20 protein-coding genes are annotated in these 22218 nt (G+C 51.1%); 12 read left to right on the top strand and 8 right to left on the bottom strand.

What is annotated here, in order from left to right:
• On the top strand, window positions 1-1371 hold a 1371-nt coding region (locus H6F80_RS19740; RefSeq protein WP_518523616.1), incomplete at its 5' end, for a WD40 repeat domain-containing protein.
• A 469-nt stretch (window positions 1372-1840) separates the two neighbouring features.
• Here H6F80_RS19740 and H6F80_RS19735 read toward each other — a convergent pair.
• A complete protein-coding gene (locus H6F80_RS19735) occupies window positions 1841-2665 on the bottom strand; it encodes an ATP-grasp domain-containing protein (RefSeq protein ID WP_190793229.1) in 825 nt (274 codons plus the stop codon).
• Window positions 2666-2966: 301 nt separating this feature from the next.
• Here H6F80_RS19735 and H6F80_RS19730 point away from each other — a divergent pair, with 301 nt between their 5' ends.
• Window positions 2967-3518 (top strand): GNAT family N-acetyltransferase, encoded by a 552-nt coding sequence (locus tag H6F80_RS19730; RefSeq protein WP_190793228.1) that lies wholly within the window; start codon window positions 2967-2969, stop codon window positions 3516-3518.
• Window positions 3519-3752: 234 nt separating this feature from the next.
• On the top strand, window positions 3753-4880 hold the full coding sequence (locus H6F80_RS19725) for a hypothetical protein (RefSeq protein WP_190793227.1): 1128 nt from the start codon (window positions 3753-3755) through the stop codon (window positions 4878-4880).
• A 169-nt stretch (window positions 4881-5049) separates the two neighbouring features.
• Here H6F80_RS19725 and H6F80_RS30470 read toward each other — a convergent pair whose 3' ends face one another.
• Entirely contained in the window at window positions 5050-5178 is a 129-nt protein-coding gene (locus H6F80_RS30470) for a hypothetical protein (RefSeq protein ID WP_277879226.1), read from the bottom strand.
• Window positions 5179-5224: 46 nt separating this feature from the next.
• Here H6F80_RS30470 and prfC point away from each other — a divergent pair, with 46 nt between their 5' ends.
• Both prfC and H6F80_RS19715 read left to right on the top strand, forming a co-directional pair.
• Window positions 5225-6865, top strand: a complete 1641-nt coding sequence (prfC, locus tag H6F80_RS19720) for a peptide chain release factor 3 (RefSeq protein ID WP_190793226.1) — start codon at window positions 5225-5227, stop codon at window positions 6863-6865.
• A 146-nt stretch (window positions 6866-7011) separates the two neighbouring features.
• A complete protein-coding gene (locus H6F80_RS19715) occupies window positions 7012-7491 on the top strand; it encodes a DUF6335 family protein (protein ID WP_242067462.1) in 480 nt (159 codons plus the stop codon).
• A 438-nt stretch (window positions 7492-7929) separates the two neighbouring features.
• Here H6F80_RS19715 and H6F80_RS19710 read toward each other — a convergent pair whose 3' ends face one another.
• The gene (locus H6F80_RS19710; RefSeq protein WP_190793225.1) at window positions 7930-8829 is read right to left on the bottom strand and encodes a phytanoyl-CoA dioxygenase family protein; all 900 of its coding nucleotides are present in this window, start codon (window positions 8827-8829) and stop codon (window positions 7930-7932) included.
• A 543-nt stretch (window positions 8830-9372) separates the two neighbouring features.
• On the opposite strand from H6F80_RS19710, the gene H6F80_RS19705 reads away from it, so the two are divergent.
• On the top strand, window positions 9373-10095 hold the full coding sequence (locus H6F80_RS19705) for a substrate-binding periplasmic protein (protein WP_190793224.1): 723 nt from the start codon (window positions 9373-9375) through the stop codon (window positions 10093-10095).
• A 210-nt stretch (window positions 10096-10305) separates the two neighbouring features.
• Entirely contained in the window at window positions 10306-11805 is a 1500-nt protein-coding gene (locus H6F80_RS19700) for a type I glutamate--ammonia ligase (protein WP_190793223.1), read from the top strand.
• 190 nt (window positions 11806-11995) lie between these two features.
• On the opposite strand, the gene H6F80_RS19695 is transcribed toward H6F80_RS19700, so the two are convergent.
• Together H6F80_RS19695 and H6F80_RS19690 are read right to left on the bottom strand one after the other, a co-directional pair.
• On the bottom strand, window positions 11996-12490 hold the full coding sequence (locus H6F80_RS19695) for a single-stranded DNA-binding protein (protein WP_190793222.1): 495 nt from the start codon (window positions 12488-12490) through the stop codon (window positions 11996-11998).
• A 198-nt stretch (window positions 12491-12688) separates the two neighbouring features.
• Window positions 12689-15259 (bottom strand): mannose-1-phosphate guanyltransferase, encoded by a 2571-nt coding sequence (locus H6F80_RS19690; protein ID WP_190793221.1) that lies wholly within the window; start codon window positions 15257-15259, stop codon window positions 12689-12691.
• Window positions 15260-15516: 257 nt separating this feature from the next.
• On the opposite strand from H6F80_RS19690, the gene H6F80_RS19685 reads away from it, so the two are divergent.
• Together H6F80_RS19685 and H6F80_RS19680 are read left to right on the top strand one after the other, a co-directional pair.
• A complete protein-coding gene (locus H6F80_RS19685) occupies window positions 15517-15699 on the top strand; it encodes a hypothetical protein (RefSeq protein ID WP_190793220.1) in 183 nt (60 codons plus the stop codon).
• A 177-nt stretch (window positions 15700-15876) separates the two neighbouring features.
• A complete protein-coding gene (locus H6F80_RS19680; protein ID WP_190793219.1) occupies window positions 15877-16611 on the top strand; it encodes a class I SAM-dependent methyltransferase in 735 nt (244 codons plus the stop codon).
• A 154-nt stretch (window positions 16612-16765) separates the two neighbouring features.
• On the opposite strand, the gene H6F80_RS19675 is transcribed toward H6F80_RS19680, so the two are convergent.
• Complete coding sequence (locus H6F80_RS19675; protein ID WP_190793218.1) at window positions 16766-17878, bottom strand: cysteine peptidase family C39 domain-containing protein; 1113 nt, start codon at window positions 17876-17878, stop codon at window positions 16766-16768.
• A 289-nt stretch (window positions 17879-18167) separates the two neighbouring features.
• Between H6F80_RS19675 and H6F80_RS19670 the strand changes: the two genes are divergently transcribed.
• Genes H6F80_RS19670 through H6F80_RS19660 form a run of 3 tightly spaced genes read left to right on the top strand, consistent with a single transcriptional unit; the run spans window position 18168 to window position 20529 of the window.
• Window positions 18168-18668, top strand: a complete 501-nt coding sequence (locus tag H6F80_RS19670; RefSeq protein ID WP_190793217.1) for an ABA4-like family protein — start codon at window positions 18168-18170, stop codon at window positions 18666-18668.
• A gap of 18 nt (window positions 18669-18686) precedes the next feature.
• A complete protein-coding gene (locus H6F80_RS19665) occupies window positions 18687-19877 on the top strand; it encodes a TonB family protein (protein ID WP_190793216.1) in 1191 nt (396 codons plus the stop codon).
• Window positions 19878-19881: 4 nt separating this feature from the next.
• Complete coding sequence (locus H6F80_RS19660) at window positions 19882-20529, top strand: precorrin-8X methylmutase (protein ID WP_190793215.1); 648 nt, start codon at window positions 19882-19884, stop codon at window positions 20527-20529.
• Window positions 20530-20606: 77 nt separating this feature from the next.
• Here the strand turns inward: H6F80_RS19660 and H6F80_RS19655 are convergent, their stop codons facing one another.
• On the bottom strand, window positions 20607-21146 hold the full coding sequence (locus H6F80_RS19655) for a tetratricopeptide repeat protein (protein WP_199296700.1): 540 nt from the start codon (window positions 21144-21146) through the stop codon (window positions 20607-20609).
• A gap of 158 nt (window positions 21147-21304) precedes the next feature.
• Window positions 21305-22033, bottom strand: a complete 729-nt coding sequence (locus H6F80_RS19650; RefSeq protein WP_190793214.1) for a Bax inhibitor-1/YccA family protein — start codon at window positions 22031-22033, stop codon at window positions 21305-21307.
• Window positions 22034-22218: the final 185 nt, after the last annotated feature.

The raw sequence follows: 22218 nt of genomic DNA, 5'->3' as shown, positions 1-22218 counted from the left end.
CTGCATTTGATGACGGAAACTCGACCCGACAACCTTTATGACCCGCTCAACGGCTGCTGGATTTGGCGAGAATATTTGCGTAATGACAAGAAAACGCTGGTGAGCGATCAACTTGCCCACATCCTGGACTATATGTTGAAGGATCTGGTCAACGAACGCTATCAGTCTGCCGATGAGGTCATGCGTGACCTAAATGCCGACTCCTTTTTCCCCACGGTGGCGCAATTGCCTTTGGCGAGAACTGCAAAGCCGCCCATTCAGCCTGTTGGCTTGGGGGGACAGCCGATCAGTGCTCCCAAACGAGCCACCGTACCGCCTGCTATAGCCAGTAAACCGCCTTCGTCTAGACCCCCTCTGTCTAAACCGTTTGCCTCTACTCCGCCCACTCCAAAGCCACCTCAGGTGCAGCCGCCCTGGGAGAGTTTGCCTGCGACACCCAATTCGGGTCAGCCTAACGTGATTTCGAGTCGGGGCAGCAATCGATCGTCCCGCGCAATGCACATTCTCACCGGACACGCTTCCTGGGTAACGTGCGTTGCTATTGGCTCCAATGTTCAAAAAGTGGCAAGCAGCAGTCTGGATGATACAGTGCGGATCTGGGATGCCGTGACGGGTCAAGAAATGTCTATCCTGAAAGGGCATAGCCGGGGCGTCAATACGATCGCCCTCAGTCCTGATGGCAAAGCCCTGATTAGCGGCAGCGATGACTACACGCTTAAAATCTGGAATGTCAGTACGGGTACGCTGCTGGGAACCCTGACGGGTCACAGTCGCGATGTCAATGCCGTCAGTGTTAGCCCCGACAGCAAACTGTTTGTCAGCGGCGGCGAAGACCGCACGATCCGCATCTGGAGTCTGACTACGGGCGCATTAATGCGAACTCTGGGCGGTGAAACAGGCATGATTCGAACGCTGGCAATCAGTCCCGATGGCAAACTGTTGGCAAGTGGTGCACTGGACAACAAAGTGCGGCTCTGGAATCTGACCACGGGCAGCCCCCTCCAGGTTTTATCGGGACACCTCAACTCGATTAATTCGATCGCCTTTTGTGCAGATGGCAAAACGTTGGTTACAGGCAGCAAAGACAAAACGATTCGCGTCTGGAACTACCAGACCGGGGAAATGCTGCGATCGCTGGCTGAACACACTCGTGATGTGAATGCGATCGTGATTACGCCAAACGATCGATTGCTGGTCAGCGGCAGCAGCGATACAACCATTCGCATCTGGGATTTAGCAAGCGGTCGAGTGCTAATGACCTGGGCAGATCACGCCGATGCTGTAAACTCCCTGGCGATTAGTCAAGACGGTAAGCTGCTGGTGAGCGGCAGTTCAGATAAAACGGTGAGAATCTGGCAGTTGCCAACCTGAAAACTGTTCGATCCTCCTGAACTCCCTGCAAGAGGGATTTGAGCCTATCGTTCTAATATGCTCATCAATTTGCCTTGTGCAAAAGGAGCAGGGACGATCGGTGTAGATCTTGCCCATCGATCTACAATCAACACAGCCTGAACATGATTGCTAAAAACCTGTTTAGGGCGATTACTCCTTCGGGGAACTGCGAAGCAACTGGTTTTGAGGCAGGGAAGGAGGATTGTACAGAATATTCCTACCTAAACCCTTGAATTAGGCTCTTATACAGAATCATTTCCGTCTAAGCAGCTAAAGTGAGATCCTATGCGGAGATATTTCAGCCTATATCGCTGCCCAGGGATCTTAGGCAGAAACATTCAGTCTAATAACTTGTTATGTTGCCAAACCTCAGTAGGGAAAACGTTTTCACGATTACTGTTAAGCTTTAGCAATAAGTTATTTTGAGGTGCATAGCAAATAGTCACAATTAACCGTTTACCGCTTCATAGTCTTCCCAAGCTGCCTTCACACCAGCCTCTATAATCAAGCTCAAATCACACCCATACTCTCCAGCACAGCTAAAAGAACCAAGTTCTAGGATAAATAACTCCCCTTCCGACTCACAAATATCTACTGTGTAGAGCAATTCTGGATACCAATTAACCTGCTTTAACACTTCAGCAAGGTAATTTACTAAATAGCCACCTTTAATTCTCTCGTCAATTCTTTCCTCTCCAATCAGGTAAAGAGAACCAGTGATGATCTCGTCTTTGTAAACAAAAAATCGCCACTCCTTAGTAATCGATCGCTTTCCACTCACGAGTACTAAAGTTGTTTCATCTCGTCTTAACTCACTTCCTAAAGTTTTAATGGTATTTAGAACTTGAATGTTAAACACACCAGCACGGAACGACTTCATATTGCTGTCAGGTCTAATAAAAAGCTCACCGTTGGACTGGAAATATTCAAGAATTTCTTCTCTTCTTCTGATTAGCTCACCTAATGGAAGAATGAAATACTTGTTGTTTAGCAAATACTGACCGAAATAAGCATAGTAGGTCGTACAACGGAGATTCTTCTCATCCATATATGCTCCAGGAATCCAAGAAGTTCGTAGGACATCTCGACCTAGATTTAGGGTTCCTCTAAATAACACACATTCGTGATCTGAAAAGTATTTGTTTGCTTCTTCAGGTCGAAAGTCAAGATATCTAACCTCTTTGTAGAAATAGTTCTGCCTTTTTAACTCCTCTAAAAATTGCTCATCAGCATCAGAGACATATCTTTCAATTAGCCAGTTTACTTTTTCCATACCTGTCCGCGTTTGCTGTTGTTACTAGATTCTGCCTTTCATTAAAGAATGGTAGTACTATTTAAACCTGTAGGTGAAAGAGTTAGAGTTGTGTTGATGCAGCAGCATAACCAGTCGGTTGCAGCGGACATCTGTTTGTCCCTATGCCAAGTTTAAAGATACTTGCTGCCGTTGAACCGGGTCGTTAGGCTATTCAAGCTATTGATTAGGATGTAGTTGAGAAGTTATCTGCTGATGTGCGAAGTTATGCTAAGCTGCACCCTTAAAAACACCGGAATTTTGGTTAATTCTATGAGTCACTATGAGCCAGCAGACTTATCTGAAAGTACCTTTTGTTTGGGAAGAGCCTAAGCCGCTGATTGAGGTTCCTTCTCGATTAAAGTTCAAAGCTGCTAAAACACTGGACTATGAGGTATTGCTTTCAGTAGTTGCTGAGGTTATGGAATCATCAATCGATGCCAGCGATCGAAAACAAGTTATGGAACGCGGTTCTCGCGAAGTTGCCGAGCAGTTTCTAGCCGAGTCGAAAGATGGATTCTCGTATCGAGATGAATGGTGGCAGATAGGGCTTAGTAGCGATGATAGAGTCATTGGGTTTGTTTTCCCTGTGATCTATCAAAATGGTGCTAAAAATGGTTTGGAAGAAGCAACTATTTATTACATCGGGGTTTTGCCAGAATATCGTGGGCTGGGCTTTGCAACCGATTTGCTGTTAAAAGGAACGAGGGTATTGCAAGATGTAGGAATCTGGAGGGTGTTCTGTGATGCAGACGTAAACAATATCCCAATGATTTCTACCTTTGAACGAGCTGGATATCAGCAGCACAGTGAACCTTGGCAACGTCCTCTGTAAATACGCAAGATGTAACACCGACCGTTGAGAGGTTATCTGTGAGTATTAAAGGGTATCTGCGGCGGGTAATGGGCAGCGTTATGTCGCAGACTTCAGAGTGAGGCGATGCTTGAGTTTTATCTGTCCCTATTCTTAAAAAAAGCATTGTGATTTCTTTATAAAACACTATTGCGAGGCTAAATAAGGGATATCTAAGTTAGCCTAAGCACCAAACTTTGATCTCAAGCCCACTATATGAATTCTCCTAAGAAGAAACGGTTTGAAGATTTTGGTCCCTACTCTCATTGGAACTGGCAAGCTCAATTAGAGAAAGGTTTACCTAACTCTGCTGTAGAGATTGAATTATTTAGTGATGCTTGCTTTAGAAGTACAGAGGTTGAGCATGGTCCATACTTAGTAATGAATGCTGAACCTTTTCCACCAATAGAACCTCGCCAATCAATGCATGGTCGGCTCATTCTTCGATGTGAACATTATCTAGATCCTAATCAAGATCCAACTATCCATCCTCGCAACACAGATACATCAAGATATCATGGAGGAACCCTGCGTGATGAAATAGCAGCCCTATATTCTCTCTGCATGGGTGTGCGGTTAAAGGCTGGTGGCGTAGTTCGAGAGTTTTCACACGGGAACGAATATGGTCAACCTCGCATTCCACGACCAGATGAAACCCCAATATTTTTCCCTCCTCATGATAGGAGGTATATTCTGCCATTTCATCCAGCCGAGCATAAGTTAGAGGCAATGCAAGAGCAGATGAACTTGTATATTCTTCTGCAACCTCAACAAGCTTCTATTCTGATTCGCTCTGCTAGGCTTTATCAAGATGCAGTGTGGTTAGCAGAGAGCGACCCTGAAATTTCCTGGCTCTTATTGGTGTCTGCGATTGAGGTAGCTGCTGGCCATTGGTACGCTGAAGAAAACCCTGATATTAAAAAACAGCTAGAGCATCTCAAGCCAGAGCTATTCCGGGATCTGAATGATTTAGAGTGTGATGGATCAAAAGCTATCGAAATTGTTAGTCAACATCTAAAAGGGCTTTTAGGAGCAACTAATAAATTCAGACAATTTCTTGCCAGGTTTAGACCTCAAGAGCCACTTCCTAATAGACCAGTCCGGTGGCAGGTGGATTGGAGTCAATCATCCTTGGAAAAGGTATTCAATAAGATCTATAGTTACCGCTCCAAAGCATTGCATGGAGGTACTCCATTCCCTAAACCTATGTGTAGGCCCCCAACACGCGATTATCAGAATCAGATGTTGACAGAACGCCCAGATGTTGGGTTAGCTGAGTCATCACTTGGAGCATCTTGGAAGACAGAGGATGTTCCCATACATCTCCACACATTTGAGTACTGAGTACATAGTAAGAAATTCCTTGCTGAACTGGTGGCGAAGCATGATTGAAATTCATTCAGATAAATGTCCTAGTGAGCAGCATAACAACCCTGGTGTAATGGATTGACCCAATCCGCTTGTGGTGTCGCGAAGATCTCGGCAACCGCTGACCAGGAACGTTAGGCAAACCTCACACAACGTTACGATGCACCTGAAGTGGCAACCGATGACCAATCATGCCATTCCTCAAAGCAATGCGAATGAAATCATGGTTAACGTTGATCAGCTCGATCGCCTCTTTCACGATTCTGATTTCCACCCGACAACATTCTTTATAATGAAAGTTGGGTTTACAGAGCTTGAGAATGTCCACTGAACTCCAGACCGAGATCCAGACTGAGATTGCTGCTGCCGTTGAGAAACGCCGTAACTTTGCGATTATTTCCCACCCGGACGCCGGAAAAACAACCCTCACCGAAAAGCTGCTCCTCTACGGGGGTGCGATTCACGAAGCGGGAGCGGTGAAAGCTCGGCGGGCGCAGCGTCATGCGACTTCGGACTGGATGGCAATGGAGCAACAGCGGGGGATTTCGATTACCTCGACCGTGCTGCAATTTCAGTACGACGACTACTGGATCAATCTGCTGGACACGCCGGGACACCAGGACTTTAGTGAAGACACCTATCGAACACTGGCGGCGGCGGACAATGCGGTGATGCTGGAGGATGCGGCGAAAGGTCTAGAACCCCAAACCCGTAAGCTGTTTGAAGTTTGCCGAATGCGCGGCATTCCAATTTTCACCTTCTTCAACAAGCTCGATCGCCCCGGACGGGATCCGTTTGAGCTGATGGACGAAATTGAGAAAGAGCTTGGGCTGAAAACCTATGCAGTGAACTGGCCCATCGGCATGGGCGATCGCTTCAAAGGCGTGTTCGATCGACGGGAGCGCAAGATTCACCTGTTTGAGCGATCGGCGCACGGCAGCCGTGAGGCAATAGATACGGTTGTAGATCTGGGTGATCCGCGTATTGAGGATCTGTTGGAAACTGATTTGTACTACAAGCTGAAGGAAGACCTGGAACTGCTAGAAATGGCGGGCACAGAGTTTGACCTGGAGGAGATTCACGCAGGCGAACTCACTCCGGTATTTTTCGGCAGCGCGATGACCAACTTTGGGGTAGAGCTGTTTCTCAACTCCTTCTTGGACTATGCCTTGAGGCCCGGTTCGCGCCGCAGTACATTGGGCGAAGTGCAGCCGACCGAGCCAGAATTTACCGGGTTTGTATTCAAGCTTCAGGCGAATATGGACCCGCGCCACCGCGATCGCATTGCCTTTATTCGTGTCTGCTCTGGCAAGTTTGAGAAAGATATGGTCGTGAGCCATGCGCGATCGGGCAAAACGGTGCGGTTGTCTCACCCGCAAAAGCTGTTTGGGCAGGATCGAGAGTCGCTGATGGAAGCGTATCCGGGCGATGTGATTGGTCTGAACAATCCGGGCGTGTTCGCGATCGGCGATACAATCTACAGCGGTCAGCGACTAGAGTTTGACGGCATCCCAATGTTCTCGCCGGAGCTGTTTGCTTATCTCAAGAACCCGAACCCGTCGAAGTTTAAGCAATTCCGCAAAGGGGTGAGCGAACTGCGGGAAGAAGGCGCGGTGCAGATTATGTACTCAGTAGACGAGGCAAAGCGCGATCCGATTTTGGCGGCAGTGGGACAGCTTCAGTTTGAAGTGGTGCAGTTTCGTCTGCAAAACGAGTATGGCGTTGAAACCCTTCTGGAACCGTTGGGCTTTAGCGTGGCGCGATGGGTTGAGGGCGGTTGGGAGGCACTGAATAAGGTTGGTCGCCTATTCAATACGGCAGCTGCAAAAGATAGCTGGGGTCGTCCTGTCTTGCTGTTCCGCAACGAGTGGAACTGTCAGCAAGTCGAAGGCGACCACCCGGAGCTGAAGCTGAGAAAAGTTGCGCCTGTGGTTTCGGGGCAAGAGCCGGAATCGATTTAAGGGAGTTGGGGCGATTGCGGCTGGCTATGATTGTTCTCAGTGACTAATCTCTCTTCCCGCCGATCGCCTTTCTGCCTAATTAAAGATTCGTTGCGGTAAAAGCTTCGGCTAATCTTGCAGCATCAGCAAGAATGCGGGAGTGACCTATGCGCGAAGAGATGCACTCAGACGCTCGCGATCCGGGCGAGTTTACAGGCAATATGCCTCCTGATTTGGAAGACGAGGCAACCGAAGAAATTATTTACGATGATGATGTTCCTCAGGGGCTTACAGAGTCGTATGGGACGGGCGTTCAAGAGCTGCCAGGACTGAACATTGGCGGACGCACCATGAACGATCGCCGTAACGGAACTCCTGAGGACTATGAGCAGGTTGTAGGCGGCGATATTGACTCTGATCCTTATCAAGCCAGCACGGTTGGCGATGAATCGGTGGGCGGCACAGTGAACACGCCCGATATGGATATCGTGGACGAAATTGGCGCAGCGGTGGGGCTGGAAATGGACGATCGTGCCTTTCTGCGAACCGAAGACATTCTGGAGCAGCGTGACGATCGCCGCTGGGAGCTTGACCCCGAATCCTCTGAAGATTACGGTGTGCGGCGGCAAGACCGGGAAGAAGTATAGTGATGCAAAGCAGTCTCCTTGTTCAGAAATAGGAGTTGCCCGGAGAAGCATTGAACCCGATTTAAAACTTGAATTCCGGATCGAGACGCTGTAGAAGTTTGGCCTATCCTCAGCATTGGAGTAGTGATAAAAACATGCGACTTCCACCCGCTGTATTGGGGATAGCAGACGTACCACAGCCCACCGCTTTCGTAAGTGGTTCCCATCAGTCGGAATCAATGGTCTCCTAAATTATTGCCTCCTAAATCAACTGCCTCCTGAATCAACAGTGGAGCCTGAGCCAGTGCAGAACTTTCGTAGGGGACGCACTGGTTTTTAGCGAGATGAATCATTTCACACAAGCAATCTGTGTGACAACATCAATTATCTGTTCCCCTTTCGGCGGTTCGTCTGAAACTGGGTAATGCACGATCGCTGGACAAGACCTCACCTTATCAATTAAGCGATCGACCCCACTCGTGATAGCAAACCATCCTTGCAGTAATCGGTTAGGAAGGGCGATCGATCGCCGTCTTTTGTCCACAGAATTGGGAAAAAACTTTCGTCCATGGTGGTGTCGTTGACCCGCTTATAGCGTCCATAGATGTAGCCTGCTTTGTTTGTGGGATGGAACTGCGCGTTAGAGGGAAGCGTATGCAGTCCAATGCTGTGAAACACGCCTTCGGTGCGGGTCGTTTTACATAAGCCGTGCCAGGTGCGTCCGGTATGAAAGGCGCAGCCACCTGCAGGAACTTCCACGAAAACCAGTTCTGGTTCTGTCACGCCTGCATTTTCTGCTGCCTGCAACATTGCCCAGCGATAGTCCTTTGTGGGGGCATGGAATTCGCCTTCCACGTTCACCAGATCCCATTTGTGGGAGCCTCTGGCATAGACCAGGGTTCCATCTGCGGGAGTGGCATCGTTGAGCGCGATCCAGCAGGTCACCATTGCAGGAGGATTTAGATAATCAATATATGCTCCGTCCTGGTGTAGCGCAATTTCCTTTGCACCCGGCGGCTTCATCCATAGACTGTCTTGTCCAATTCTGGCTCCATCCCAGCCCGCCAGCGTTGCTGACAGTCGCCCAATTTCCGCCGACAGTACCAGACTAGCGATCGTCAAATCACACTTCCAGCCATTACAGATTTCCCGCGTGATATCCGGCAAACTTAGCCCTGGTCGCCAGTGCCACTCATCGGGATAAATGCCTGTCTCAAACTGACCGTGAAACAGTGGCTCTATGCGATCGACTAACTGCTGAGCAAAATCCGGCGGCAGAAAGTTTTCCAGAATTAAAAATCCGTCTTCCTGAAACTGCTGGATCTGCGCCTCGGTAAGTTGAATGGGTTGGTAAGTCATCGTTTTTGCTGGCGTGAGGGTGAAGAGAAACGAATAAGGCGATCAGACAGGGTTGGGTGATGCGATCGAATGCTGAACGCGACTGGATGAGAGGTTGTTTAAACGACCGCCCTGTTCCGAACCACCCCCCTAGCCCCCTATCTTGAGGGACACTAAGCCAATCACGCTCACACTCAAAGTTTCCCTTGCTCTTTTAGAGCGGCAAGTCAAAAGTTGGGGAATTGAGGGGGCAATGTAGGAGATAGGCTACTTTTCAAGCAACCTCTCAAAAATAAAGTTCACCACGATCTTTACTGAAAATCCTTACTTGTTATAATAAGCTCACTCGTCCGAGAAAGTGTATTTCTGGCTACGTCCCACGACACTTTTTAAGTATTGTTTTTAAGTATTATTTATCTTTGTCGATCAATTTCATCGAGCATATCCATCGTCTGATTGCTTGAGTTTTTTTCGCTATCTTCTAAATTCTTGATTTTGATTAAGTTCATCGCGATTTGATATTTATTCAGTTCACGTTTCAATTCTCCTATTCTTCAACAATTCATGACATCTCAAACCTTAACCACTGTTGAAGCAGGCTATTTGCATATTATCGCTAGCGACTTTGATGCCCGTCCTATGACTAATGTAAACCAGGGAGTGCGATCGGGCTATGAGCCAGATTTGGTAAGGCTTGTGTGCGCTCGACTGGCCTTGGAACCTGTGTGGCATAATTTACCCATGAATGAGTTTTATAGCCGTGCCCAGAGCGGTAAATATGACGTGGTCTGGTTTAATCAGGCAATCACCGAAGAGCGACAGGAGTGGGTCGATTTTACCCGTCCTTATGGTTTGTTTGATGAAGCAGTTTTAGTGCGATCGAACAGCGCAATTCATACGATCGCAGACCTGGCTGGATTAAAAGTGGGCGGCTTGGCAGACAGCACCAATATTGCCCTGGTTGAGACTTTCTCTGACGCGATCGCTGTTCCCTTTCCCGGCAGCGACAAAGTGCTTCCCGAAATGCTAGCGGCACTGCGATCGGGTGAAATTGACGCAGTAATTGATGATGAACTGGTGCTAATTGTCCCCGCGGAGGAAGACCGTTCTCTGCGCGTTGCGTTTACGCTGCCGACTCAGGTTCCGTTTGGGATTGGCGTTAGAAAAGGACAAATTGCGCTGCGGGATGCCCTCAATGAAACGCTGGAGGCTCTAATGGCAGATGGCACTATGGCACAGCTCTGGACAAAGTGGATTCCCTGGAAACCGTTTCCGTTTGGTCAATAACGATTTGATCAATGATGATTTGGTCAATGACGATCGCAGGAACAGGGAGAAAGAAATCTAAAACTCGTATTGTGAGATACAAACTTGTTATAACAATTTGAGTTTAGTAGACACCAGAGGAACGGTTCAACTTTAGATTCGCAAAACTTCGCAACACTTCTCAACCAATACGCTTTAACTACGCTCTAACAATAGGGGGGAGGACGATCGGTGACAGGCATTTTAACAAAGCTTGAGACATTAACCGACGTGGAAGCATACGTTTCTGCGGATGGACGAGATGAGCAGGTTCAACAGGTTCGCGCCAAAATTGATCAGCTTGGCATTCAATACATTTACTACCAGTTTATTTCCGTCACGGGGCGCGTTGTGGGTAAAGGTGTTCCCGCCGATCACTGGGAATCGATCGCCGCAAAAGGCATTCAGTTGGTTTACGGCTCTACGGCAAATCTGTTTCTCGATCGCTATCGCAACTACATTGGCTATGGTCCTGAAGCGGCTGAACTGGTTGCCATTCCCGACCCGGAAACCTTTTGTCAGTTGCCTTGGGATAAGCGAGTGGCGCGGGTGTACTGCGTTTGTTTTCGCAACCGGGAAGAAGAAGTTGATCCGGGCGCATTCCTCACCTCCGACTGTCGCGGCAACCTGAAGCGTATTCACGCTCAATTTCAAACCGAACACGGGCTGCATTTACGACACGGCTGCGAACCCGAAATGATGTGGCTGAAAAAAGGCGCAGACGGTCAACCGGTGGGCGGCGTGACGAAGCCAAACTGCTATCACATCGATCAGTTTGAAGAACTGCGTCCGGTGTTTTTGCGCGTGATTGAATACGGCCGGGCAATGGGTCTGGATATGATCCAGGGCGACCACGAAGACGCACCCGGACAGCTCGAACTGAATTTCACCTACGACGATGCGCTGCGGACGTGCGATCGCCTCACCACGTATCGCCAGATCTGCGCCCAGGTTGCCCGCGAGTTCAATCTGATTGCCTGCTTTATGTCGAAGCCGTTTATGGGCGTGTCTGCTTCTGGCTGTCATCACAATCTTTCCCTCTGGCGCGATGGCGAAGAAACGCTGAATCCGTTCGGCATGGAAGACCTGCCCGGAATGCCCGAAAACTTCACCTACCGCAAAGGCGGCGAAAATACCTTTATGCCCGTTCCGGAAGGCTCGAAGCGAATACCGGGGCCGACCGGGCTGCACTGTATCGGCGGCGTGATCGAACATTTGGGCGCCCTCACGGCGATCGGCTGTTCGACAGTGAATTCCTATCGACGGCTGTGGGATACCGGGCTTTGGGCACCCGTTTACTCCGACTGGGGTTATCAGAATCGCACCTGTGGCCTGCGGGTTTCAGCTCCCGGTCGGTTTGAGTATCGCGCTGTTGATTCGATGGTCAATCCTTATCTGATGGCATCTGCGCTCCTGAAGGCGTTCGACGACGGCATCAAGCGCAACCTCGACCCCGGCGAACCAGAACAGCGCAATCTCTATGAGGCAATGGAAGCCGGAAAGCAGGTGAAAAAGCTGCCGATGTCCCTGGGGGAAGCCCTCGATCGCCTGGAAGCCGATGAGGTCATTCGTGCTGCAATGCCTGGAGAAATGTATCCGCTCTATGCCTGGTACAAGCGCGACGAGTGGGAAAGATTCCTGGCAACCACCAGCAATTGGGATATGGAAACCTATCTCGACTGTTTGCCCTAAACCCTAACGAACGCTGCTCAACGGCCAGAATCCAGAATAAGGCCAGAATAAACAGTTGGGCGGCAACGGGACGGTAGCGTATGGCAATGCCTCAAAATTACGTCCCCATGCAAAACGAGCCAGTAACTCGCGAGTGCAAGCCTGGCTGCTAACTTTACACGTTTTGGTGGTTGATTTTAGGTTGTGGGATTTAAAAGGGAATTTCGTCGTAGTCTACCGGGTCAGCAGCAGGTGCAGCGTATGCAGGGGGTTTGCTCGATTCTGCTTTTGCCGATTTGCCGATCGCTGGCTTGACGGTGGGAGTGGGCGCAGCAGGGGTGGCTTTAGGGGTTGATGCAGCAGGGGCACTGGGGGCACTGGCAACGGTGGTTAGGGTAGCATCTGCGTTGACGTGATGAATGCGCTGCGCGGTGAGTTCTGCCCGCTTTTCTTTGAAGCCTTCCTGACGATCGATTGTATTCATGTTGAGTCGCCCTTCAACGATGATGCGATCGCCCTGGTGATAGCGTTCCTGGATTTCCTGCGCCAGGTTACCCCAGCCGACCACTTTCAGCTTTGAGGGCGGGTCGTCGTCACGCAGCCCGGGGAACTGCACCCACATTTCGGCGATCGGTGTTTGGTTATCCGGGGTGTAGCGCAGTTGCGGGTCTTGGGTCACTTCTCCCATCAAAATGCAGCTATTCATAGGTCAGCAGGCTCCTGACTGTACAAATGTATTACTTTGGGTTACTATCTTACTTTAAACCAGGAGAATGGGGATTGGTATAGAAAAATCAAGGTTAGATAAGTTTGTTCATCCAAGCCTGCGCCCCGAGCCTGTGCCAAGCCAGACATCTCTGCATTGCCCCTTGGTTTCCTGGTTCTGCTCTCCTCGATTCGCTTCCTATTCGGATAAATCCATCAGGTCAACCGGGCGATCGTCGTGACTATGCGCCTGATCAACAAACTCCTGCACGTAGGCACGATATTCCCGCAAGGTTTCATCGACCCAGTTGCGATCGAAGCTATCGGCATAAAGATGCACCACGGGTTCTCCGGCATCGGGCAGCAGCAGCACCCAGCTATCGCGATCGGGGCTAAAAATTTTCACGCCGTCGGTCAAATCGAGCGGGCTGGAGGAGCGGGTTTCAACCAGATGCCGCATCAAGGCTCCTTTAGCTGCCCAGGGACAGCGTACGGTGAGCGATCGGTGACAAACGCGCGGCAGCTCTGCCCGAATTTGTCCCAGAGTGCGGGGGGTGCGGTAGGCGTCTTGCTGCTGAAGCGAGAGCAGTTCGAGCAGCTTGGCAATGCAAAACATGGCATCAAAGCCGGGGTGCATTTGCGGGAAAATAAACCCGGTGTCGCCGCTGCCGCCCAGTACCACGTTCGGATTCGTGTGGCAGGCTTCCATCAGCGCAGTTGGGTTAGCTTTGGTGCGAATCACTTTGCCATCATGACGGCGGGCAATTTGCTCGACTACGCTGGAGGCACTCACCGGAACCACAACAACGCTGCGTGGGTGATCCATCAGCATCAGGTGAACCATCAGGGCAGTTAGCATTTCGCCGTGAATCGTGTTGCCAGATTCATCGACTAGAATGAGCTGTTCGCCGTTAGCAGAAACCTGAACGCCTAGATTCCCTTTCAAGGCTTCTACCACATGACCGAGCTGGCTGAGCAACGCTTCGCGATCGGCAGTCGATGGAACCGTATGGCTAAGGCTGGCATTCAGCACCACCGCATCGCAGCCAAACTTACCCAGAATTTGCGGCAGCACGGCTCCGGTCACGGCATACACATAGTCGATCACGATTTTGTAATTGCCATTTCGCATCGCCTCGGCATTCAGCATTCGCTCGAAGCAAGCACTATAAATTTCGGTGGTTTGCGTCACAGTGGCAACGTTGCCAATTTCCTGAATCTGCGCCCGCCGAAAGTCTTCTTTGAAGTATGCGCCTTCGATCTTCTTTTCTCGCGCTTTGGAGAGGTTAATGCCCTTATTGTCAAAAAACTCGATCAAAATATGATCCGATCGCTCAGGATGCATCCGGACATGAATGCCTCCGGCAACCGCCAGCGTGGGAGTCACCGTTCGCGCAACCGGAATTGCCGTGGCTTCCAAATTTTGCACATTCACCCCGACTGACATTAATCCTGCAATGAGCGATCGCGACACCATGCGCGAAATCGGACGCTGATCGCGAGAGACAATCACCTGCGAACCGGGCTTCAGCGTGGAACCAAAGGCAGCTCCTAATCGCACCGCAAACTCTGGGGTGATATCGACATTTGCCTGACCAGAAACGCCCCGCTGTCCGAATAAGTTGCGGTGGGCTGCGTGTCCCCAAATCAGATTCATGTTCAGGGTTGCGCCCGGTTCGATTCGTTTGCTGGGCCAGATACGAACATTTGGACTCACGAGCGATTCTTCGCCCACCGTGGAAAGTGAGCCAACCACTGCACCCTCTAAAACGTTTGCCCGCCGATCGATCCGGGTTCCCCGTGCCGCGACACAAGCCCGGAGCTGCGCCTCTTCGCCCACAATCACGCCATTCCAGATGATCGGACGCTTCAGGTTGGCATCGTTACCAATGATCGAGTTATCGCCAATCACGGTTCCGGCAGAGATCTGCACCCGTGCCCCGATGCGGCAGTGATGTCCGATTAAAACGGGCGACTCCAGCCGTGCCGAGGGATCGATATGGGTGTTTTGTCCGACCCAGATTCCGGGCGATCGTTCCGGGTAGTCTAATTCCAGCTTCACCTCTTGGTTGAGCGCGGCATATTGCGCCTGACGGTAAGCGTCCAGATGTCCGACATCGCACCAGTATCCTTCTGCCACAAAGCCATACATCGGCTCGCCTTTCTCCAGCAGCAGCGGGAACAGGTCTTTAGAAAAATCGGTTTCCTGGTTGGGCGGCAGGTAGTCTAAAACTTCCGGCTCCAGAATGTAGGTTCCGGTATTCACCGTGTCTGAAAAAATTTCGCTGCTAGAAGGTTTCTCCAGGAATCGCTGAATCCGGTGCTGTCCGTCGGTGATCACCACGCCAAATTCGCTCGGGTTCGGCACACTAGTGAGAATTAGCGTTGCTTTCGATCGCCGTTCTTTGTGGAACTGAATCGCTGCCGTCAGGTCAAAGTCGGTAATACAGTCGCCGCTGATCACCAGGAATGTTTCGTCTAAAAGCTCTGCGACGTTTTTAACGCAGCCTGCCGTGCCCAGGGGCTGATCTTCCTCGACTGCGTAGGTCATCTGTACCCCAAACTCACTGCCGTCCTGAAAATAGTCGCGCATGACATCAGGCAAATAGTGCAGCGTCGCAATAATCTCGGTAATGCGATGACGGCGCAGCAGATTCACAATATGTTGGGCGATCGGACGATTCAGCACCGGAACCATTGGCTTGGGCAGGTCACAGGTCAATGGTCTCAGCCGGGTTCCTGACCCCCCTGCCATCAGCACTGCTCTCATACTTCCCTCCTTGAATTTCGCCGACTCGGTAAGGCATGGCTAACGCGATTAGCTACTGCATCGAGCTTTTTTTAGTCTCCTACAGTCCATCGGGGTTGGGGTGTCCGTCAGGAGAGATTCTAAAGTGTGCGCAACAATTGTTAATAGTTAACGAAGGCAAAACTAGATAATTGCGAAGCCGTCGCAACCTATAGCAGGAGTTCAGGTTGCTAATTTACACTTGAAGGAAAGCTTTAGGTTCAAAGAAGGCTAAATCAATGCTAAATGTTCTGGTTTTCTTGGCGATCGGGGTTTATGTGGGCGGTGTAATTAAGTTCTGGAGAGGGTTCCACCGTACTAATTTTAGCAGTGGAAGACTGTACCTGGCGCTACTGTGGCCCCTGCTGATTTTGGGCAATCCCTCTTATCGACAAAACTTCCGCCGTGCTTTGAGAGGCTAGTTTTTTCTGACAAAACGCATTCATTGACCTGTTTTTCCCAGTGTGAATCTTCCTTGATCGAAGGATGAGGAGGCTTGAAGTGTGGCAAATTCCCTACATTGCCCTCTCTATTTCCCTTTGGCTCCTCATTAGGGGGCTTTGAGACCATTATTATCCTGAAGGGCACAGCAACAAGGCATGGCAAAAGAGAAAGGCAAAACGGCGGGTAGTGGACTGGGCGATATTCTGGGCAAGCCATCGGGTGATTGGCAGCCTCAAATCGAGGCAGTGATGCTGCGGTTTAACCGGGAATATCGACGGGAAGCGATCGATCTACCGCCAGAAGTGGAAGAAATGCCGATTTTTCGAGAGTGGGCAACCGGACAGCTCACAAGTCGGCTCAATTCGCCTTTTTGGGAAATTGCCAAGCCACAAAAATCACAAAAATGCCTGGATATCGGCTGTGGTGTCAGCTTTTTGATTTATCCCTGGCGCGACTGGGACGCTTATTTTTATGGGCAGGATGTCAGCACCGAAGCACAAGATATTCTCAACACACGCGGACCCCAACTCAACTCGAAGCTGTTTAAGGGCGTGCAGTTGGGCGGAGCCGATCAACTCAAATACGACCCTGCTTTCTTTGATCTGGTGATCGCCACTGGGTTTAGCTGCTATTACCCGATCGCCTACTGGCAGCAGGTTCTCACTGCTGTAAAGCGAGTGCTGAAGCCTACCGGGTTTTGTGTCTTCGATGTGCTAATTCCTGATACGCCGATCGCCGAAAACTGGGCAATCCTGGAAACCTACCTGGGCGCAGAAGTCTTCCTCGAATCGCTAGACGGCTGGAAAAAGGCGATCGAATCCACGGGCGCAAAGATTGTGAAAACGCAGCCGGGAGAAGTGTTTCAGATGTATAAGGTGAAATTTACCTGAGGATATTTGAGTCGTGTAAGCGGTGCGACATTGCCCCCTCAATTTCCCAACTTTTGACTTACTGCTCTATAAAGAGCGAGGGGGAACTTGCAGCCTTCAGGAGAGTTAGATTCCTCCCAGAATTGACCTGCTAAAGGAAGCGGCTCAGCGTGAGCTAGTCAATCCATTGAATCTTGCCCATTGCCTCTGAGACTTGCTGAAGTTCTATGCCGGGAAAAGTGACGATCGGGCGATCGAGGGTTGGCACTCCTGCGAGAAACGCACCGTTCAGCAGCAAGACAGTTTCGGGGTTGAGTTTTCCAGTGGGCTGAAGCCCCATTTGGGTCTGAAAGCTGCGAGTCGCGGTCTGAAGAGCATCGGGCATAACGGATTCAGACTGCGCCAGGTAGCCCAACTGCATGAGGTAACGCGCTGCATCCCCTGGCACTAAGACGGTGTCGCCCGGACGCAGAATCGGAACATACTGTTTACGCCAGATTTGCTCAAACTTGGCTCTGGGCAGGCGGAGGATTTTGCCGCGGTCGGGGTCGGCGATCGTTGCCGTATCTTCATCCATTGCGAGTAGCCCGACGGCATGAGGAGCTTTACCCCGTCGCAGTTCGAGCCAGGTTGCCAGCACACCGGGACGGTTGATTTGCCGCATTTGCTCCCAGGTAGGCGTTAGCTCAATTCCGTCGAGGTTCATCTGTTGCAGTGCACCCACCAATTGAGGCATCGAGGTCCCCAGAGAGCTGGTTCCGGCAAGCTGCGCGACGCTCGATTCAGTTGCCTCGATGTTCCAGAGCCGCAAGACAGATGCCAGAGCTGCCGGGGCACAGCTACTATCCGAGGTCTGGCGAAAGATGCCGTTCGGCTGCAAATTGTTTTCTAAAGAACTGTAGATTGGGGCGAGAAAGTACCGCTCGGAAGAATGAAATGCCATTAACCCCAGCAGCCCTAGCAGCGCAACCACGACTACCTGAAGCCGAGCGGTTCGCCAGCTCACGACAAATGCTAGCCCGCAAAACCCGACGAGAATCACGCGCATTGCCGTCCAGGTAAACTGCATTCCCGAAACGCGCCATTCGATCGGGAGTGCCTGCACCTGAGACAGGTAGGACACCAGCACCAGTAGCCCGATGTAGACCCCCAGGAAGGTCAGCGACAGCCAGTTTCTACCTTGAAACAGATTATCTGCCGTTGCCCCTCGCCGCAGCAGTACGCGCCCAAATCGCACTCCGCCTAAAAAGCCCAGCCCACTCAGTAATACGGTGACAACCTGTTCCACAATCCTTTCTCGTTCACGGTGTTTTGTACCTCGCCTGTTTTCCACTGTATGCGTTCTGTTGAAGCTTTGCTAAAACGAGGCATGTTCCAGGAGGGGTTTGGGCAGTCGCAGAGATTCGACATCGCCCCCTAAATTTCCTGGCGCCGTCCGATCGAGATTCCCTTGTCAGATCTGCTCGAAAGGCGATCGAATCCTGATCTGGGGTTAACCCGATCCAGACTAAAGTTGTCTTTCTATCAGAAAATCGCTCACCATAGGGGAGAGTTTAGCGGTTGGTGAGTTCAGAATCATGACACTTGATTTTTTGTTTAACGCAGCAAACTTGTTTGCCCTGCCCTTCTGGTTTTTGATGATCGTGCTGCCGAACTGGGGCATAACACGCAAAGTCATGGGGTCAGTGCTGCCGTTTGTCGCGCTGGCTGGACTCTATATCTATTTGTTTGCCAATAGCCTCGACCCGGAATCAGCACAGGCGTTTTCTAATCCGCAGCTTGCCGATCTTGCTCGCTTGTTTGCCGATGAGCGAGTCACGGCGACCGGATGGATTCATTTTCTTGTGATGGATTTGTTTGTGGGTCGCTGGATCTACTGGGAGGGTCAGCGAACCGGAGTCTGGACGACCCATTCTCTGCTATCCTGCTTGTTTGCGGGTCCGATCGGCTTACTGTCTCATTTAGCAACTCAGGGATTTCGCCAAACCTTTTTAACCCGCCCTGCGTCTACGGCGGAAGAACCAAGCAGTTCGACTGCGTCTGGAGCAATGTCCAATTCTCCGGCAGAGCCGTCTTAAACGAAGTAAAGGATTGCTATGACGAATTCACTCGATCGCAAGCCCAAGTCCGCGATCAGTCAGTGGCGCGTTCAAAAAGGCGATGATCCAGCGTGGCTCTGGTGGCTCGTTGCCGGCAGCTCGATCGCCACTCACGTCCTGCTGTTGAATCTGACGCTTTCCTTCAGCAGCCGTCTATCTAGCCCGTTGTCCAGCAGCAATCCGATTGCGATCGATCTGATTGAGCTAACGCCCGATAAACCTGCTGCAAATCCTCCTGCCAAACCTGCAACGGCGACTCCTGCCGCAGCTTCCCCAGCGAATCCCGCACCTGTCGCAAACCCGTCTGCTTCTGCTCCTGCCCCAACCGCCGCGAATTCTCCTCGCTACACGCCTCCTGCGCCGACTGGTGATATTGCCTTTGCCCCATCTGTTCCACCCATTCCATCCGCCCCGATTCCGCCCGTTTCAGCACCGACTCCCACGACTACTCTTCCTCCGTCCATCCCCGCTCAGACTTCCGCACCGCTTCCCCAGCTTGAGCCTGCACCCCTGCCGCCGAGTTCTCCCGCGATTGCTCCGGAGTTCCCCCCAGGGGTAACAGACAACCCTTTCCCTGAGCGAGATCCTTCCCCGATTCCAGAATCAACTATGCCCGATTCGGCTTTACCCGCGTCTCCACCTGCTGATTCCCCAGTGGAAGGCGAATCTATCCCAAATTCTGAATCGGCTGCTGCGCCTGTTCCACCCACTTCTCCCCAAGTTGTCACGCTGCCAATCGAGATCCCTGTTCCTGATGTAAGCGAAACGCTGCCAGTTCCATCGCCGTCTGTGGCGCAATTAGAACAGGTTGAAACTCCACAGCAAGCAGTTCCGGTAATGCTCACAGCAAGCGTGATCCCGGCTGAACCCGCATCCGACGCGAACGCACTTCCCGAGACGATCGCCCGTCCGCTTCAGGACTCTGAAACCTTTGCTGCCGACCCCCGCAGCTCACCCTGCCTGATTACCCCTGAAGTCATTCCCTATCTAGGCGAAACTGTTGCTGTCCAAGTCACCACTAACGAAGCAGGACAGGCAACTGATGCCAGCGTCCGCCAGCCCAGCAGCAGTCCCGTCTACGATGATCTTGCCGTCTGCATGGTCAAGCAATGGCAGTTTGAACCCGCCGTCTCTCAGGGAAACCCTGTGCCAAGCAATGCGCTTGTCGTCGCCGTTCGCATCCAATAACCCCATGCCCTCCCTCAACCACCCCATCCTGGAACAGAGCTTCGCCGTGATCGATCGTGAAATTGGCTCCCATTCCTTCACGCCTGCCGAGTATGCGATTGTTCGTCGTGTAATTCACAGCACGGCAGATTTTGAGTTTAAGGAGCTGATTCGCTTTAGTCCTGATGCGATCGCAGGTGCAGTGCAGGCTCTTCAGCAGGGCGTGCCGATCGTCGTTGATGTGAACATGGTGAAACAGGGGATTCTCAGCGTAGTTAATCGCACCTTTCAAAATCCGATCATGGTGGCAGTCGATCAGGCAGAGACCGCACTACCCGGAAAAACACGCACCGAAACAGGTCTCCTGTCCTGCTGGGAAGCAGTTCCTGGGGCAATCTATGCGATCGGCAATGCGCCCACGGCACTGTTGGCACTTTGCGAGCGAATTGGTGGCGATCGAATTGCGATGGCTCAGTCTGGCTCTGCCTCTCCCTTTGCAATGCCTCCGCTGGTGATCGGTGCGCCCGTGGGGTTTATCTCGGTCGTCGAGTCCAAAGCAGCTCTTGCCCAAACTCCTATTCCCCAGATTCGCGTAGAGGGGCGCAAGGGGGGGTCAGCGATCGCGGCGGCAATTCTCAACGCCCTGCTGATTCTGGCATGGGAAGCCACTTAGCCCCAAAAACAAAAAGTCCCCCAGAATCGGGGGATTAAGGGGCAGTGTAAGACATCCGCGATCAATCAAACATTCCTTCAGGAAGAAGGAACCAATCGCTTGCGGAGCGAATCTGCCCGTCGCTTTGCCGTTGAATTTTTCGGGTCAATCTTGAGCGCAGCTTCGTAGGTCTCAAGTGCCTGAGCGGTGAGCTGCTTTTTCTCGTAGGCAAATCCCAGATTGTTGAGCACCGTGGGATATTCGGACTGTCGCTCCAGTGCCTCTTTGTATTGCCGGATTGCCAGGTCATACTGCTCCTGAGCAGCATAGGCAAACCCCAGTGCGTTATAAATCAGGGCAGCGTTTTCTCCACCTTCCAAATCTTTTGCCTTCAGGGCTTTTTGGAACATGGCGATCGCCTGACTAAAGAGCCGCTTATCTAGATAAATACCGCCTAGCTCGTAATATTCCTTAGCGGTTCCCTTCTCCTTGGTGAGCTTGCGTTGAAGACGGGCGAACGTTCCCTCAGTGCGGCGCGATCTAAGGATTTGTCGAAAGAGAAACCAGCCTGCGACTGATAGCAGGGCTAACAGGACTGACAGATAGATAACCGGAAGCAAACTTGGGTCAATTGCCATTGCGAATACAGACTTGAACTCTTCCTTTCAGCCTACAACATCACGGAATTGGACGGAGGAGCCTGACTTGGTTCAACTTACACAAAAAAACAAGGGACGAAAGCCCCTTGCCGAAAAAGCGATGCTGTGAAGAATGATGAACCCGCAAAAACAATGAACTAGTCGCGGCTATTAATTGCAATCAGCAGACGCAGGATAAACACAAACAGGTTGATGTAGGTGAGATACATCGAAAGGGCAACGGAGAGATACTGCTGATCGCTGTAGCTACGCGGCAGGATATAAAAATCAACCACCGAAGCACCTACAAACAGCAAAACCCCTAGCCCAGAAATCCCAATTTCTAGCCAACTCGGCGTGAATATCCCAAAGAACGAAAACAGCAGTTGACCGAGAATTACCACAAACAGGGCAATGATCCCAATGCTGATGGTTTTCGAGAGTGCCAATCCATCTTGATCAGACAGGTTAGAGCCGATCGATCGTGCCCCAATAAACGTGACACCACAGCCCAGAGCGGCTGCCACGATGCCCATAATTCCAACCCCCTGCGTTCCCAGCGCGACAAAAATCAGTCCACTCAGGGTGTATCCAGAGAGCAAGCTATAGGCAGCCAGAAGTGGGAGCGCAACGCTGTTCTTGCCCTGCTGAGCGACGCTGGAAGCCACAAAGAAGAGAATCAGCTCGACAATTAATGCCCCGATGAAGGTCGGCATAAACAGGCTGGGATTGGAACTGATAACCCCCAAGCCACCGTATGCGCCCAGTGCGGTCAGAACTAGACCTGCACCTAAAAAAGGCAGTGCTTTAGAAATAACGTTTGGACCGACGATCGGCAGTCCTTTAGCCTCGCGCATCGCGCCGCGAAAATTGCTGGTGTTACTCATGACGCTTCTATTTCCTCAAGTCGATTCGTCAGAAAGTTAATTGACTGAACCACAGATTCACAGAATAAACTCACAGATTGGGTTCACAGGGTAGAGCAAAGCCCAAAAATCCGCTCTGCTTTGATTGTAGGTGATCGCTCCAATTGGGCATCGCGAGTCTAACCATTGGAATGGCTCTAATGCAG

The organism is Leptolyngbya sp. FACHB-711, from assembly GCF_014695615.1.
Lineage (GTDB): Bacteria > Cyanobacteriota > Cyanobacteriia > Elainellales > Elainellaceae > Leptolyngbya_A.
Note: the sequence above shows the minus strand (reverse complement) of the source record. Positions and strands in the feature narration are given on the sequence as shown.